Origin of the sequence: Micromonospora sp. CV4, assembly GCF_003667455.1 — a bacterium.
Taxonomy (GTDB): Bacteria; Actinomycetota; Actinomycetes; order Mycobacteriales; family Micromonosporaceae; genus Micromonospora.
Genome location: NZ_RCVI01000312.1, coordinates 1 through 15,802 on the forward strand (window position 1 = coordinate 1; position 15,802 = coordinate 15,802).

General features: G+C 71.7%; 12 protein-coding genes and 2 pseudogenes. 2 read left to right on the forward strand and 12 right to left on the reverse strand.

From position 1 onward, the window contains the following. Window positions 1-251: 251 nt before the first annotated feature. From EAD98_RS21910 to EAD98_RS21955, 10 genes are all read right to left on the reverse strand, one after another. Window positions 252-1,478, reverse strand: coding sequence for a Gfo/Idh/MocA family protein (locus EAD98_RS21910; RefSeq protein WP_121655901.1), 1,227 nt, complete (start codon window positions 1,476-1,478; stop codon window positions 252-254). A 20-nt stretch (window positions 1,479-1,498) separates the two neighbouring features. Then, on the reverse strand, window positions 1,499-2,551 hold the full coding sequence (locus tag EAD98_RS21915) for a substrate-binding domain-containing protein (RefSeq protein ID WP_121655902.1): 1,053 nt from the start codon (window positions 2,549-2,551) through the stop codon (window positions 1,499-1,501). A 95-nt stretch (window positions 2,552-2,646) separates the two neighbouring features. After that, window positions 2,647-3,774: an ABC transporter permease gene (locus tag EAD98_RS21920; RefSeq protein ID WP_121655903.1), complete on the reverse strand. Its 1,128-nt coding sequence runs from the start codon at window positions 3,772-3,774 to the stop codon at window positions 2,647-2,649. After that, the gene (locus EAD98_RS21925) at window positions 3,771-5,312 is read right to left on the reverse strand and encodes a sugar ABC transporter ATP-binding protein (RefSeq protein ID WP_199723492.1); all 1,542 of its coding nucleotides are present in this window, start codon (window positions 5,310-5,312) and stop codon (window positions 3,771-3,773) included. The genes EAD98_RS21920 and EAD98_RS21925 overlap by 4 nt, the downstream gene beginning before the upstream one ends. Window positions 5,313-5,421: 109 nt before the next feature. Continuing rightward, window positions 5,422-6,600 (reverse strand): ROK family transcriptional regulator, encoded by a 1,179-nt coding sequence (locus tag EAD98_RS21930; protein WP_121655904.1) that lies wholly within the window; start codon window positions 6,598-6,600, stop codon window positions 5,422-5,424. A 279-nt stretch (window positions 6,601-6,879) separates the two neighbouring features. Beyond that, a complete protein-coding gene (locus EAD98_RS21935) occupies window positions 6,880-7,899 on the reverse strand; it encodes a YihY/virulence factor BrkB family protein (RefSeq protein WP_121655905.1) in 1,020 nt (339 codons plus the stop codon). Window positions 7,900-7,961: 62 nt separating this feature from the next. Next, on the reverse strand, window positions 7,962-8,771 hold the full coding sequence (locus tag EAD98_RS21940) for an ABC transporter permease (RefSeq protein WP_121655906.1): 810 nt from the start codon (window positions 8,769-8,771) through the stop codon (window positions 7,962-7,964). Window positions 8,772-8,780: 9 nt separating this feature from the next. Further along, complete coding sequence (locus tag EAD98_RS21945; protein WP_121655911.1) at window positions 8,781-9,581, reverse strand: ABC transporter permease; 801 nt, start codon at window positions 9,579-9,581, stop codon at window positions 8,781-8,783. A gap of 400 nt (window positions 9,582-9,981) precedes the next feature. Then, complete coding sequence (locus EAD98_RS21950) at window positions 9,982-10,524, reverse strand: hypothetical protein (protein WP_121675038.1); 543 nt, start codon at window positions 10,522-10,524, stop codon at window positions 9,982-9,984. A gap of 133 nt (window positions 10,525-10,657) precedes the next feature. After that, window positions 10,658-11,590: an ABC transporter ATP-binding protein gene (locus tag EAD98_RS21955; RefSeq protein ID WP_121655908.1), complete on the reverse strand. Its 933-nt coding sequence runs from the start codon at window positions 11,588-11,590 to the stop codon at window positions 10,658-10,660. A gap of 143 nt (window positions 11,591-11,733) precedes the next feature. Between EAD98_RS21955 and EAD98_RS21960 the strand changes: the two genes are divergently transcribed. Next, the gene (locus tag EAD98_RS21960; RefSeq protein WP_199723491.1) at window positions 11,734-14,229 is read left to right on the forward strand and encodes a TRAP transporter fused permease subunit; all 2,496 of its coding nucleotides are present in this window, start codon (window positions 11,734-11,736) and stop codon (window positions 14,227-14,229) included. Further along, the gene (locus EAD98_RS21965; RefSeq protein ID WP_121655909.1) at window positions 14,226-15,245 is read left to right on the forward strand and encodes a TAXI family TRAP transporter solute-binding subunit; all 1,020 of its coding nucleotides are present in this window, start codon (window positions 14,226-14,228) and stop codon (window positions 15,243-15,245) included. Before EAD98_RS21960 ends, EAD98_RS21965 begins: the two co-directional genes overlap by 4 nt. Window positions 15,246-15,286: 41 nt before the next feature. Here the strand turns inward: EAD98_RS21965 and EAD98_RS21970 are convergent. Together EAD98_RS21970 and EAD98_RS31320 are read right to left on the reverse strand one after the other, a co-directional pair. Then, window positions 15,287-15,664, reverse strand: a pseudogene (locus tag EAD98_RS21970) (hypothetical protein); the annotation flags it as partial. Then, window positions 15,613-15,802 (reverse strand): annotated as a pseudogene (locus EAD98_RS31320) (innate immunity activator family protein); the annotation flags it as partial. The pseudogenes EAD98_RS31320 and EAD98_RS21970, both read right to left, overlap by 52 nt.

A 15,802-nucleotide genomic window follows, 5' to 3' on the forward strand; every position in this document is an offset into this window, starting at 1 on the left:
GTGCCATCAGGTCCTCCGGATCGCCGGGGGTGGTGGCGGTCCTCCGGTGCGGCCGGGGAATCCCGGTCCGGACGCACCGGACGACCGTCCTGCTCGTGCGCCACCGGGCCGTACGGCCCGGCTGCACGCCCTCCGGCGCCGACCTCGTCCCGACCGCGGGGCGCAAACCGCGGCCGGTCCCTCGCCGGTCAGCTCCGGAAAGCCGGTCGGGCGATGGTGGCGCGAACACCACCATCGCGGATGGTCAGAGGTCAGACGGCCACCGCGGCCAACGCCGGTTGCACCTCGGTCCAGGAGGAGCCGAGCTCCGCCGAACGGGTCACCGCGTCCAGCACGAGCTGGACCTGCAACGCGTCGGCGAAGGAGGGAGCCGGGTCGGCGCCGGTGGCGACCGCCTCGATGAAGTCACGCATCTGGTGGGTGAAGGAGTGCTCGTAGCCGATGATGTGGCCGGGCGGCCACCACGCCGACATGTACGGGTGCTCGCCCTCGGTCACCAGGATGCGGCTGAAACCCTGTTCCACGCTGGGCCGGGAGGCGTCGTAGAACTCCAGCTCGTTGAGGCGTTCCAGGTCGAAGACCACGCTGCCCAGCGAGCCGTTGATCTCGACACGCAGGGCGTTCTTGCGGCCGGTGGCGAACCGGCTCGCCTCGTACGTGGCCAGCGCGCCACCGTCGAGCCGGGCCACGAAGACCGCGGCGTCGTCGACGGTGACCGGACCGGTGGCCGGAGCGTTGCCGTCGAGCGACCCGCTGCCGTCCACCGAGGCCGCCAACCCGTTGGACCCGGCCGGCAGGGGCCGTTCCTTGACGAAGGTCTCGGTGACCGCGCTGACACCGGTGATCCGCTGCCCGGTGACGAACTGGGTCAGATCGATGATGTGCGCGCCGATGTCGCCGAGCGCGCCGGAGCCCGCCCTGTCCTTCTGCAACCGCCACACCAGTGGGAACTGCGGGTCCACGATCCAGTCCTGCAGGTACGTCGCCCGGACGTGTCGAATCACCCCGAGTCGTCCGTCGGCGACCAGCTGGCGCATCATCGTGACCGCGGGAACCCGGCGGTAGTTGAACCCGCACATCGACCGCACCCCGGCCGCCCGGGCGGTGTCCGCCGCGGCGGTCATCGCCCGCGCCTCGGCCACCGTGTTGGCCAACGGCTTCTCGCACAGCACGTGCTTGCCGGCGGCCAACGCGGCGAGGGCGATCTCGGCGTGGCTGTCGCCCGGGGTGCAGACGTCGACCACGTCGATGTCGTCCCGGCTGATCAGGTCACGCCAGTCCGTGGTGTACGCGTCCCAGCCGAGCCGGTCCGCGGCGGCCGCCACGTTTCCGGTGTCCCGGCCGCAGATCAGCGCCATCCGGGCCCGCGCCGGCAGGTCGTACACGCGGTTCACGGTGCGCCACGCCTGCGAATGCGCGGCGCCCATGAACGCGTAGCCGACCATGCCGACCCGCAGTTCTTTGTCTGTTGTGGACAAGGTGGGTCTCCCCCCGTGTGTCAGAACCCGAGCTTCTCGTAGCTGCTCGCGTTCTCCTTGGTGATCGTCTCGGAGGCGAGGGTCACTTCCTTGGGCACCTGCAGCTCCGTGAGGTCGCCCAGGCCACGGCCCTGCGCGACGAGCCGGGCGAGCGAGATCGCCGACGAGGCCATCGACGGGTTGTAGGTGACCGTCGCCTTGAGCACGGTGTTGTCGGCCTTGATCGCCTCGATGGCGAGCTTCGAGCCGGCCCCGCCGACCATGAAGAACTCCGACCGGTTGGCCTGCTTGATGGCGGCGAGCACGCCGATGCCCTGGTCGTCGTCGTGGTTCCAGAGCGCGTCGATCTTCGGCAGCGCCTGGAGCAGCTGGGCCGCCTCACGCTGGCCGCTGTCCGAGGTGAACTCGGCCGAGCGACGGTTGTTCACCTTGAACCCGTACGTCGCCAGGGCCGCCGCGAAGCCGGCGCTGCGCTCGACGGTCAGCGGGATCTCCAGACCGGCGATCTCACCGATGATCGGGTTGGCGACGCCCTTGTCCTTGAGCTGCTTGCCGATGAAGTGCCCGGCGGAGACGCCCATGCCGTAGTTGTCGCCCTTGATGACCAGCCGCGAGGCCAGCGCGTCGGGGAAGACCCGGTCGAGGTTGACGATCGGGATGCCCGCCTGCATCGCCTGGAGGGCGACCGCGTTGACCTCCTTGCCGTCGTGCGGCAGCACGACGATGATGTCCGGCTTCTGGGCGATCAGCGTGCCGAGCGTGGAGCGCTGCGCCTCCGACGTCGTCCCGCCGTCGACCTCCTTGAGCTCGACGTCCGAGTAGGCGGCGGCCTGCGCCTTGGCGTTGGCATGGATCGCGCCCATCCAGCCGTGGTCGGCGGCCGGGGCGGAGAAGCCGATGACGACCTTCTTGCCCGGGGCGTTGTTGCCGGCGCCGTCTCCGGCGGCCTTGGTCTGCGTGCTGGCCGCCGGGGTCTCGTTGCTGGTGCAGGCGGTGAGCAGGGTGGCGGCGCCGACAGCGGCCCCACCGAAGAGCAAGCGACGGCGCGACAGGTCGCGACTGTGCTGGGTCATGACGACCTCCTGGGAACGGGATGGAGTTGTTGAGGGTGTGCGAGGTCCGGCCACTGTCGAAGGTCTCGACGTGGCCAGGAACAACGTGCGGTGCGTCAGGTTGTGGTGGTGAGCCTGTTCCGCGCGAGGAGCCGAGTGAAGGACTTGAACTGGAACTGCTGGACCAGGACGGCCGCGACGATGATGCCGCCCTTGACCATGTTCTGCGCCTCGATGGAGAGGCCGTTGATGGCGAAGAGGTTGGTGATGGTGGCAAAGATGATCACGCCGAGCAGCGAGCCGACGATCGTGCCCCGGCCACCGCTGAGCAGCGTCCCGCCGATGATCGCTGCGGCGATCGCGTCCAGCTCGTAGAGGTTCGCCATCGCCGCCTGGGCCGAGGTGGCCTGGGAGGTGAGCATGATGGCGGCGATGCCGCAGCAGAGGCCGGACAGCGCGTAGAGCAGCATGGTGTGCCGGCGGACGTTGATGCCGGCCAGCCGCGCGGCCTCCGGGTTGCCGCCGACGGCGATGGTGCGCCGACCGAAGGTCGTCCGGTTGAGCAGGATCCACCCGGCCACCACCACCGCGCCGAGGATGTAGACCAGGATCGGAATCCCGAGCACCTTGCGCGCCGCGATGTCGTTGATGAAGGTGCTGCTCGACACCTGGGTCTGCTTGTTGGAGATCGACGCCGCGAGCCCGCGCGCCGCCACCAGCATCGCGAGCGTCGCGATGAACGGCACCAGCCGCCCGTACGAGATGAGCACGCCGTTGACCAGACCAACGCAGATGCCGACCACGATGGCCGTGAAGATCATGCCTCCGGCGCCGTAGCTCTGGGTGGCCACCGTGGTGCACCAGACGCCGGCCAGCGCGACGATCGCCCCGACCGACAGGTCGATCCCGCCACCGATGATCACGAACGTCATGCCGACCGTGACGACGCCGACGACCGAGGCGAGCTGGAGGATGGCCAGGATGTTGTTCCAGACCCAGTTGGGGTCGCCGTAGAGGTCGGGCTTGGTGATCGCGCCGACCACGATGAGCGCGGCCAGCACCCCGACCAGGCCGAGGTTGCGCTTGACGCCGTCGCCGTTGTCACCGCGCCACCAGGAGAGCCGGCCCCTGGATGCCGCCTTGTCGCCGGCCACCGCCGTCTCGACCGGGTCCACCGGAGGCGACTGCGCCGGCAGCTGCGAGCGCTCCGGTGTCGCCGTGGGTGTGGGAGTCGCGTCGCTCATGCCGGTGCGCCTTCCATCAGGGACCCCGCCATCACGAGGTCGAGCACGGTGTTCTCGTCGAGTTCGCCGGCCGGGGCCTCGCGGACCACCCGGCCCTCCCGCATCACCAGCACCCGGTCGGCCAGGCCGAGCACCTCGGGCACCTCGCTGGAGACCAGCAGCACCCCGACGCCCTGCGCGGCCAACGCCCGAATGACCTGGTAGAGCTCGGCCCGGGCGCCCACGTCCACGCCCCGGGTGGGCTCGTCGAGCAGCAGCAGCCTGGTGCCGCCGAGCAGCCAGCGCCCGACCACCACCTTCTGCTGGTTGCCGCCGGAGAGGGTGCGTACGGGCCGACCGACATCCCGGGGCCGCAACTCCAGGCTCTCGGCGATCCGGTCGGCTTCGGCCCGTTCCTTGGCGGCGTCGGTGAAACCGAGCCGCGCGTACCGGCCGAAGGTGGCCAGCGTGACGTTGCGGTAGATCGGTTCGCCGAGCAGCAGCGCCTGGCTCTTGCGTTCCTCCGGTGCCATCCCCATGCCGGCCCGCACCGCGGAGCCGACGCCGGGACGCAGCACCCGCCCGTCCATCCGGACCGAGCCGGCCTCCGCGACGCGGGCGCCGTAGATGGTCTCCAACAACTCGGAGCGGCCGGAGCCGACCAGGCCCGCGATGCCGACGATCTCGCCGGCACGCACGTTCAGCGAGACGTCGGCGAACTCGCCGGCGCGGGTCAGCCCCTCCACCTGGAGCAGCTCGGCGCCGACGGTGTCGTCGGTCGGCCGGTCCGGGAAGACGTACTCGATGGTGCGCCCCGTCATCCGGCTGACCAGGTCGCGGGTCGGGGTGTCGCGCGCCGGCAGGTTCGCCGCCGTGGTCCGGCCGTCCTTGAGTACGGTGACCCGGTCGCCGATCTCGCGGATCTCCTCCAGGCGGTGGGAGATGTAGATGACCGCGATGCCCTGTGCGGTCAGCTCGCGGATGATCCGGAACAGGTTGCCGACCTCGTCGTGGGCCAGCACGGCGCTCGGCTCGTCCATGATGATCAGTCGCGCCTCGTGCGACAGCGCCCGCGCCATGCTGACGATCTGCTTGCCCGCCGCCGGCAGCGCCCGCACCATCCTTCCGGGCGGGATCTCGCCGTGGCCGAGCCGGCCGAGGATCTGCCGGGTGTGCCGGGCCATCCGGCCGCGTCGGACGAACCCGAAGCGGCGGTGCTCGTGGCCGAGGAAGGCGTTCTCCGCCACCGAGAGATCCTCGACGAGGTCGAGCTCCTGGTAGATGGTCGCGATGCCGGCGCGCATGGCGGCCTGCGGATTGGCGAAGGTGACCTGCTCGCCACGCCACTCGACCTCGCCGGAGTCCGGCTGGTGCACGCCGGCCAGCACCTTGATGAGGGTGGACTTGCCGGCGCCGTTCTGCCCGAGCAGGCAGTGCACCTCGCCGGCGCGCACCTCCAGCTGCACGCCGTCCAGGGCGCGTACGCCGGGGAAGGTCTTGACCACGTCGGTCAGGCGCAGGACGACCTCACCGGCGACGGTGTCGGCGGGGGCTTCGATCAGCGGCGCGTCGGCGTCGGTGGCCGTCGGCTCGGTGGCGGCGTTCTCCTCGGACTGGGCCACAGTCTCCTCCTCGCTCACGACGGTTTTCCGGCTCGCGACTGCGGGCTCATGAGGCCTCCGCGAAGGCGACGTCGCTGGCGAGCACCGCCGCGCCGGCGACCCCGGCCCGACCGCCGAGCTCGGAGAGCACGACCGGCAGGTTGCCGGTGGCCAGCGGCAGCGAGCGGCGGTAGACCACGCTGCGGATCTCGGCGAGCAGGATGTGCCCGAGTTGGGCCAGCCCGCCGCCGATCACGATCATCGACGGGTTGGTGAAGCTGACCAGGCCGGCGAGCACCCCGCCGACCCGCCGTCCGCCGTCCCGGATCAGCTGGATGCAGGTGACGTCCCCCTCGACGGCGCCCTCGGCGACGTCGAGAGCGGTCACCACGCCGCGCAGGGCCATCCGCTCGGCCAGCGCCGGCGACGACCCGCTGCGGGCGGCGGCGGTGGCGTCCTTGGCCAGCGCGGCGCCGCTGAACAGCGCCTCCAGGCAGCCGACGTTGCCGCAGGAGCACATCGGACCGTGCGCGTCGACCTGGATGTGGCCGATGTCCCCGGCGCAGCCGTCGGTGCCCCGGTAGACCTCGCCGGTGAGGTAGATCCCACACCCTATTCCGGTGCCGATCTTCACGAAGAGGAAGTCGTCCACCGAGTGCGCCACCCCGCCGTGTCGCTCCCCGATCGCCATGATGTTGACGTCGTTGTCGACCACCGCCGGGCAGCCGTGCTCCCGGCTGAGCAGCTCGCGCACCGGAAACCGGTCCCAGCCCGGCATGATCGGCGGCGAGACCGGGACGCCGTCGCGGAAGCTGACCGGGCCGGGCACGCCGATGCCGACCGCGTCCAGCCGCTCGTACGCGCCGTCGACCTTGGCCTTGTGCAGCAGCTCGTTGACCCGTTGCAGGGTCACCTTCGGTCCGTTGCGGATGTCGGCGGCCTCGGCGTAGTGCGCCACCGGTTCGAGCCGGCCGTTGACCACCTCGACGTCCATCGAGCTGGCGCCCAGGTCCACGGCCGCGAACCGCAGCTTCGGGTTCAGCTCGACCAGGGTGGAGCGACGTCCGCCCCGGGAGGCGGCGAGCCCGGCTTCGGCGACGTAGCCCAGCGCGACCAGTCGGTCCAGCTCAGCCAGCAGCCGCGGGCGCGGCATCTGGAGCCGGTCGGCCAGCTCGGCGCGGGACACGGCCCCCTCGTCGCGGAGTAACCGCAACAGCCGGACGTGCAGGGGGTCGACGGTCCGCACCCGGACTCACCTCTTCATTCGACTCGTTCACATCGGCGCAATGCCGATGTGTTGTGTCCGACACAGTAGGAGCGTTCCGAGTCGCCTGTCCAGAGCTTCAGCCATTCTGATGCCAACTTTTGTCCGGAAGAACAAAAGCTACTAGTCGATCAAGAAAAGGATCACCGGCTGCCCGGGTCCGCTCGCCCGGTGTGCCGCCTCCGGACATGCGACCGCCCCACCACCCGATACGCGGGCGGCGGGGCGGTCGGCGGGCGGCGGAGCGGTTGACTCGGACGGTCAGCGACGGCCGGCGGAGTTCCGCTTCTTCCTCAGCTTGCGGTCGTCGCGCAGCTCGACGTACGGCTCGTCGTCGACCGAGTGGCCGGCCGAGATGGCCCTGCTGCGCTCCAGCTCCGCGTCGAACTCGGCGCCCAGCAGGATCGCGATGTTGCTCAACCAGAGCCACACCAAGAAGATGATCACCCCGGCCAGCGCCCCGTAGGTCTTGTTGTACGAGCCGAAGTTGCTGACGTAGAAGGCGAACAGGCCGGAGATCACCAGCCAGATCACCACGGCCAGCACGCCACCCGGGCTGACCCAGCGGAACCCGCCGTGCCGCGCGTTCGGCGAGGCCCAGTAGAGGATGGCGAACATCAGGCTGACCAGGATCAGCAGCACCGGCCACTTGGCGATGTCCCACACCGTGACGGCCGTTGAGCCGAGGCCGATCGCGTCCCCGACCAACTCGGCGAGACGGCCGGTGAAGACCACGATCACCGCACTGGCCAGCAGCAGCACCCCGATCACCGCGGTCACACCGAGCCGGATCGGCAGCGTCTTCCAGATCGGCCGCCCCTCCGGCACGTCGTAGATGGTGTTCGAGGCGCGCATGAACGCGCCGATGTACCCGGATGCGGACCAGAACGCCGCCAGCAGACCGATGATCGCCGCGATGCTGGCCAGGCCGCCGTTCCTGTCGGCCGTGTCCAACGCGTCGGTGATGATCTGCCGGATGTTGCCCTCCGGCACCGCCTGGTTGACGGTGTCCGTGACGCCCTGGGTGGCGCTCTCGCCGAGCAGGCCCAGGATGGAGATCAACACCAGCAGCCCGGGGAAGATGGACAGCACTCCGTAATAGGTCAGCGCCGCCGCCCAGTCGGTGAGGCTGTCGTCCTGGAACTCGGTGATCGTGCGGCGTAACGCCGCCTTCCAGCCGCTGCCGGGCAGATCGGCGGGGCTGTCCGGCCCCTCGTCCGGGCCGACCGGCCCGCGAGCCGACTCACGCCCGGTGCCGGTGGAAGACTGGTCGGAGGCCATCGCCCCTCCTCATCGTCGTGGTGTCGCCTCCGACATGCCCCGAGGAGGGCGGCGCATAACCCCTACCGGTAGAGCAACCTGCCCATCCGGCGGGAGGCGACCAGCAGGCCCAGCGCGATCATCGCCAGCAGGTAGAGCACGTCGAGCAGCCAGAGCCAGCCGCCGGTGCCCAGCGCGACACCGCGGATCAGGTGCACCGACCGGTAGAGCGGGGTGACCTCGATCAGCCAGTGCAGCAGAGTCGGGTAGGCCTGGGCCGGCACGAACGTGCCGGAGAACAGGAAGAGCGTGAACTGGGCCGAGCCCATCAGGTCGAAATCCTGCCAGCTGCGCATGAAGGTGGACAGCGCCATGCCGAGCGCGCCGAACGCGAACCCGACCAGCACGGCGGCCGGCAGGGCGGTCACCGCCCGGGCGACCGTGGTCAGGCCCAGCGCGACCATCACCCCGAGGAAAGCAGCCGAGTAGGCGCTGCCCCGCAGCATCGCCCAGCCCAACTCGCCGAGCGCGATCTCGAACGGCCGTACCGGGGTGGCGATCACCCCGTCGTACAGCTTCATGTACTTCATCTTGCCGAAGAAGTTGAACGTGGTCTCCGCGAGCGCCCCGGTCATCGCCGAGGAGGCCAGCATCGCCGGGGCCACGAACTCGGCGTACGAGACCAGCCGCCCGTCGGGCAGCGGCAGGTCGCCGACCAGCGTGCCGACGCCCACCCCGATCGAGAGCAGGTAGAGCAGCGGCTCCACGAAGCCGGAGAGCAGCAGCAGCCAGTAGACCGACTTCAGCGCCGCGACGTTGCGCTCGACCACCGACGCCGACCGCCGGGACGCGGCGGAGACGTCGACCAGCCGAGGCAGGATCAGCGTGACCACGAGGACTCCCTAGACGACGAGCTTGCGACGGAACGCGCGCAGCGCCAGCAGCCAGCCGGCGAGCGACCAGGCCGCCAGGTAGAGCAGGTGCCCGACGATCGACCACTGTGGGGCGACGCCCAGCGTGGCCGCGCGGCAGAGGTCGACGGCGTGCCACAGCGGCGTCACGTACGCCAACCAGCGCAGCGCCTCGGGCAGCGACTCGACCGGGAAGAACACCCCGGCGAACAGCGTCATCGGAATGACGGCGAACCGGAACAGCATCGCCAGCCAACTGTCGCTGGACACCGACGCCGCGTACGCGAAGGTCGGCGCGGCCACGGCCAGCCCGAGCAGCGCCACCACCGGCAGGGTGACCACCGCCCACGGTGAGCGCAACGCCCCGAACAGCCCGGTGACCAGCAGGAACGCCACGATCGTGGTGAGCACCCGGAACAGCACGAAGGCCAGGTGCCCGGCCAGGATGTCGGCCACCCGCAGCGGCGCGGCGCTCTGCGCGAAGTATGTCTTGATCCACTGGAAGTTGCTGAACACCGGCCACGTCGAGTCACCGACGGTCACCTGGAGCGCGGTCGAGGCGATCAACCCGGGGACCAGCCAGTCGAGGTAGCGCACACCGCCGACGCCCTGGTCGATGTAGGCGCCGACGCCGAGCCCGAAGCCGAGCACGGTCAGCACCGGCAGCAGGAAAGAGGAGAACACCCCGGCCCGCCAGGTGCGCCGGTAACCCACCAGGAAGTAGTCGAACACGGCGAGCGCCGGCACCCGTGGCAGCGCGGGCCGAGCCCGCTCCCGCGTCGAACCCGCCACGCTCACCACGACCACCCCCGCCACACCACGCCGGTCACCCCGACCTTCCTACCCCCGGGGTACGACAGGCCGCCGGTCACCCTAGAACGCCAACCGCCGACCTGTCCCCCGGTTTCCGTCGGCGCGATGATCGACACGGCTTTCAGGATGTCGGGGTGTCAAAGCCGCCGCGACACCCCGACTTCCCGGAAGCCGAGTGAATCTAGGAGCGGATCGGAACGGCGCCGGTCGAGCCGGGCGATCACCTGCTGCTCGACCTCCTCCGCCGCGAAGAGCCCGGCACCGGCCAGGACGGCGCGCCGTGATCACTGGCGGCTCAGCAGCTCGACACGCGGGAAAGGTTGCTGCTGAACCGTCAACGATCGGACCGTGTCGACCTCGGCGGCGAAGCGCGGGCCGGTCACACCGGGCGGTGGGTGCGGACCAGCGCCTGCACGGCGTAGGCGAGCAGCAGCAGCCCCAGGCCGGTGCCGACCACCAGACCGGCGGACACCGCCGAGACGAGCGCGGTGACGAGGCCCGCCGCCGCCACCACGCACACCGCGACACCGAGCGGCCGGAGCAGCGGGTCCCGCAGCAGCGGAGCGAGCGGGAAGAAGTGCAGCCCGACCACCGCGCCGACCAGCACCGGGATGTATTCCGACCAATCGGCGGCGGCCAGCACGGCGGCGCCCAACCCGGCGGCGGCGAATTCGGCGACCACGATGAGCAGGTACCGCCGGTCGGTCGCCCGGTCCCGGGTTCCGCCGCCGGCGCCCCGGCTGCGGGAAGAAACCACGCCGCCCGCCACGGCGGTGAGCAGGGCGGCCACGCTGCCCACCACCAGCAGGGCGCGCAACGGCTGCTCCGCGGCCGGCACGCTGAACCAGACGGTGGCGAAGATGCCCAGGTACAGGGCGGTCAGCCCAGCCTGGTGCCGACTGTTGGTTTGCACATCGGACACGAAAACCCCCCGTTGTCAGCACCCGGTCGTGTGGACATGCCGACCCGGCCGCCCGATGCTACGCAAGATCACCCGGGCGGCGCACCCCCGTTCACGCGCCGCCCATTCCCTGGTCGTGGGGCGCCGACGCGGGTCAGTCGACCAGGGTGCGGCCGGTCAGGTGCAGGAAGACGTCCTCCAGGCCGCTGCGCCGCACCAGCACGTTGGCCGGAGTGAGCCCCAGCGCCGAGACCTCGGCGACCGCCGCGTCGCCGTCGGGCACATACAGCAGGACCCGGTCGGGTAGCACCTCGACCCGCTCGCCGAGCCCGTCGAGCTTGCCGGCGAACGGCTCCTGCGACTCGGCGGCGAAGCGAAGCTCGACCACCTCGCGGGTGGAGTGCTGCTCGATCAGCGCCCGGGGAGAACCCTCGGCGACGATCCGCCCGCCGTCCATCACCACCAGCCGGTCGCAGAGCTGCTCGGCCTCGTCCATGTAGTGCGTGGTGAGCACCAGCGTCACGCCCTGCTGCTTGAGCCGGAACAGCCGTTCCCAGACCAGGTGCCGGGCCTGCGGGTCGAGCCCCGTGGTCGGCTCGTCGAGCAGGACGATCTCCGGATCGTTGACCAGCGCGCGGGCGATGGTCAACCGACGCTTCATCCCGCCGGAGAGCGGGTCGACCTTGCTGTCGGCCCGCTCGGTGAGCTGGACGAAGTCGAGCAGCTCGGCGGCCCGCTCCCGGGCCGCCCGGCGGGAGATGCCGAAGTAGCGGGCGTAGACCGTGAGGTTCTCCCGGACGGTCAGCTCGGGGTCGAGATTGTCCAGCTGCGGGCAGACGCCGAGCCGGGCCCGGATCGCCGGCCCGTCGCGGACCGGGTCCATGTCGAGGATGCGCAGCTCGCCTCCGCTCGGTGGGGAGATGCAGCCGACCATCCGCATGGTGGAGGACTTGCCGGCGCCGTTCGGCCCCAGAAAGCCGAACGCCTCGCCCGAGCGCACGTCGACGTCGATGCCGTCCACGGCGGTGAAGTCACCGAACCGCTTCACCAGCCCGCGAGCCTGAATCAGTGGTCGCCCCGAAGTCACCGCCCGACCCTAGCTGCCGGGTCCGACAGCCCTCCAGGCAAATTCCACCAGGGACGACGGGACGGTGTCGACCTCCCGTCGCACCGGGATGAAACGCCCGTCGATGCCCCACCGGCCAGTGGATCGACGTGTATCGTCCGATCGTGTCGCCCACCCGTTCGCCCGACGGTTCGCCGCCACCCGCCCAGCCGGCCAACTCCCCCGCCGATGAGCCCGCACCGGGCGACGGCGGCGCACCACCCCGACCAAGAGCGGCCGAGGCCGGCGCGCCTGATTCGGCCGCCAACACCGACCAGGCCGGGCGGGCCAACCCGGCCGGCCGGACCGATCCGGCCGACCCGGCCGGGCAAGCCGAGCAGGCCGACCCGGTCAGGCAAGCCGAGCAGGCCGACCCGGCCGGGCAGACCGACCCGGTCAGGCAAGCCGACCCCGCCGGGCAGGCCGACCCGACCGGGCAGACCGACCCGGCCGGCAGCCAAGACCCGGGCGGGCGGGCCGACCAGATCGGGCGAGCCGACGACGAGGCCCGCGTCGACGCCGAACGGGCGACACGCGACCTGGCCGCCCAGTTCGAGGACGAGAAGCCGGGGCGGGTGCTGTCCGGGCCGGCCGGTCTGCTCCTCACCGCGGCGGCGCTGGCGGTCGGCGGGCTCGCCCTCTGGCAGGTGTTCCGTCCGCTGGCGCAGGGCAGCAAGTATTACCTGATCTTCTTCCTGGCCGGCGTACTGCCGCTGGTCTTCCTGGTCTACCCGGCCGACCTGCGGCTGGCCGCCCGGCTGCGGGCTCGGCTGCGTCGCACCCGCGGCGTCGACCGACCGGTCGGGCCGGGCCTGCCACACCCGGCGCCGGCGCGACCCACGGCGGTGGACTGGGCCCTGGTCGCCCTGGCGGTGGCCGGCTGCCTCTACCCGGTGCTGCCGATCTCGATCGGTACGGGCGGCGGCGGCTACAACGCCTTCCTCGACCGGCAGGGCCTGCTGGTGCCGATGGACCTGGTGATGGGCACCCTCCTGCTGCTCCTGCTGCTCGAGGCGTGCCGGCGGGCCACCGGGTGGATCCTGCCCGCGGTCTGCCTGCTGTTCCTCGGCTACGGCTACTACGGCGGCCTGCTGCCGCAGGCCTGGCCGGTCGCCCACGCGGGGCTCGACTTCAGCCAGCTGATCGACGCGTTCTACAACTCGGACAGCGGTTTCTACGGCACGCCGCTGGACGTGGCCGCCTCGTACATCGTGCTGTTCACCATCTACGGCGCGGTCCTGGAGCTCTCCGGAGCGGGGCGGTTCTTCGTCGAGCTGTCGGCGGCGGCGTTCCGCCGCTCGCGCACCGCCGCCGGGCGGACGGCGGTGGCCTCCGGCTTCCTCCTCGGCACCGTCTCCGGGTCCGGTGCCGCGACGACGGTGAGCATCGGCGCCGTCACCTGGCCGCTGCTGCGCCGCGCCGGCTATCCCCCGGAGCGGGCCGGCGGCATGCTCGCCGCGGCCGGGGTCGGCGCGATCCTCTCCCCGCCCACCCTGGGGGCGGCGGCGTTCATCATCGCCGAGTACCTCGGCGTCTCGTACCTCCAGGTGCTGGGTTGGGCCACCGTGCCGACGGTGCTCTACTACCTCGGCATCCTGCTCGCCGTGGAGATCGACGCCCGGCGCTCCGGCGTACGCCCGGTGGTGATCGACGTCAGCTCGCCGTGGCGCCTGCTGGCCCGCTTCGGCTACCACTTCGCCTCGCTGATCGCCATCGTCGTGCTCCTCGCGGTCGGCGTGTCCGCGACGAGGGCGGTCGTCCTCGCCACCATCCTGGCGCTCGCGCTCTCCTTCCTGGACCGGGCGCACCGGCTCACCCCGCCCCGGCTGGTCACCGCGCTCGTCACCGGCGTACGCGGGGTGCTCGCGGTGACCGCCGTCTGCGCCGCCGCCGGCATCATCACGGCGACCACCACGAAGACCGGCCTCGGGCCGCAGGCGGCGGCGCTGCTGATCGGCGGGGCCGAGGCGGTCACCTCGGACCCGACCCTCGTGCTGGTGCTCACCGCGCTGCTCGCGGCCGTCGCACTGAGCCTGCTGGGGCTCGCCGTGCCGGTCACCGCCTCGTTCGTGATCGGCTGGGTGATCGTCGGCCCGGCGCTGCTCGACCTGGGCGTGGCGGCGCCCGCGGCGGCGATGTTCGTCTTCTACTTCGCGGTCCTGTCCGAGGTGTCCCCACCGACCGCGCTCGCCGCGGTGGCCGCGGCCGCGGTCACCGGCGGCCGGCTGGTGCCGACCATGTGGCAGACCCTGCGGTACGCGCTGCCGGCCTACCTGACCCCGATCGCCTTCGTGATCACGCCGGCCGGGCTCGGGTTGCTCGGTATCGGCGGCGCGCGGCGGATCGCCTTCGCCGGCGTGGTCGTCGCGCTCAGCGTGGCCGTGCTCGCCGTCGCCGCCGGTGGTTGGTTGCCCGGCGTCGGCCCCGCCGGCGCCCCGGAGCGCGTGCTCGGCGCACTCGCCGGCGTCACCCTGCTCTGGCTCGAACCCGTGCCGGTCGCGGTCGGCGCCGCACTGGCCGCCGTCGCGGTGGCGGGAGTGCTCGTACGACGCGGAGCCGCCGGCCGGGCCGGCGGGCCGCGAGCCGGATCACCAGCCAACCTCCGGGAGGAGAAACTGTGAGACGAATCGACGTACGGCTCGTGGCGGGCCTGAGTGTGGTGGCTCTCGTCGCGGTCGGCGCGGCGGGTTGCGGGGGCCAGCAGGGCGGCGCGGCCAAGGACGACGCGGCCAGCGAGGTCACCTGTGAGGTGAGCCAGCAGACCCGGGTGGGCATCGCCACCGGCAACGCGACCGGCGTCTACTACGTGGTCGGCAACGCCCTGGCCGGGCAGCTGTCCGGGGCGACCGGTGGCAAGCTCACCGGCACCGCCGCGGAGACCGGCGCCTCGGTGCAGAACGTCGAGCAGCTGGTCAGCGGCCAGTACGACGTGGCGTTCTCCCTCTTCGACACGGCCGTCAACGCGGTGCAGGGCAAGGGCAGCTTCACCGCCCCGCAGCCGGTCGAGGCGCTCGCGCGCATCTACGACAACTACACCCAGGTCGTGGTCCGCAACGACGCTCAGATCGGCTCGGTGGCCGACATGCGGGGCAAGCGGATCTCCACGGGGTCGCCGAAGTCCGGCACGGAGGTGATCGCCAACCGGCTGCTGGAGGCGGCGGGCCTCGATCCGGCCAAGGACATCCGGGCACAGCGCCTCGACCTGACCAAGACGGTCGAGGGCATGAAGGACGGCAGCATCGACGGCTTCTTCTGGTCCGGTGGTCTGCCCACCGGCGGCCTGACCGACCTGTTCACCACCGCCGGCGACCGCGTGAAGTTCATCGACATCGCGTCTCTGCTGCCGAAGATGAACGAGTTGAGCCCCGCCTACCAGGCCGGGACGATCGGGCGGGACGCGTACCGGACGGCGGCGGACACCCCGACGATCGTCGTGCCGAACGTGCTGCTGGTCCGCAAGGACCTGGACGGCAACGTCGCCTGCGCGATCACCCGGACGGTGTTCGACAAGCGCGACGCCCTGGCCCAGGCGAACCCGGCGGCCCGGGGCATCTCCCTGGAGAACGCCCGCAAGACCGAGCCGGTTCCGCTGCACCGCGGCGCGGTCAAGGCGCTGGAGGGTCTCGGCGCCAACTGACCGGCACGGCGGGTCGGGCGGCCGGCGGGCCGCCCGACCGGCTAGCCGTCGACCGGCGCGGTGGCGGCGCGGGCGACGGCGACCAGGCGGTCCGTCTCGGCGAGCAGGTCATCGTCGTCCGGCGAGGTGCCGGGGTCGAGGCGGACGGTCCAGGTCAGACCGTCCACTCCGCCCACGCGTCGGGCCGCGACCCGGGCCGCGCCGCCGGGCACCGGGTGGTGTTCGGTGTACGCGACCGAGCGGGTCACCCGGGCCCGCACCTGGTGCGGCAACTCGCCCGGGTCGAGCAGCAGGTAGGTCTCGGCCGGGCCGTCGGCGACCACCGTGTAGCCGTCGCGTTCGACGAGGGTCTCGGCGGGCGTGACGGTCAACTCCCGGCCGGACCAGACCGCCTTGAGGATGGCGTGCCACCCGAGCCGGTGCCCGGCGGCGCGACCCGGGCCGCGCCGCCGGGCACCGGGTGGTGTTCGGTGTACGCGACCGAGCGGGTCACCCGGGCCCGCACCTGGTGCGGCAACTCGCCCGGGTCGAGCAGCAGGTAGGTCTCGACCGGGCCG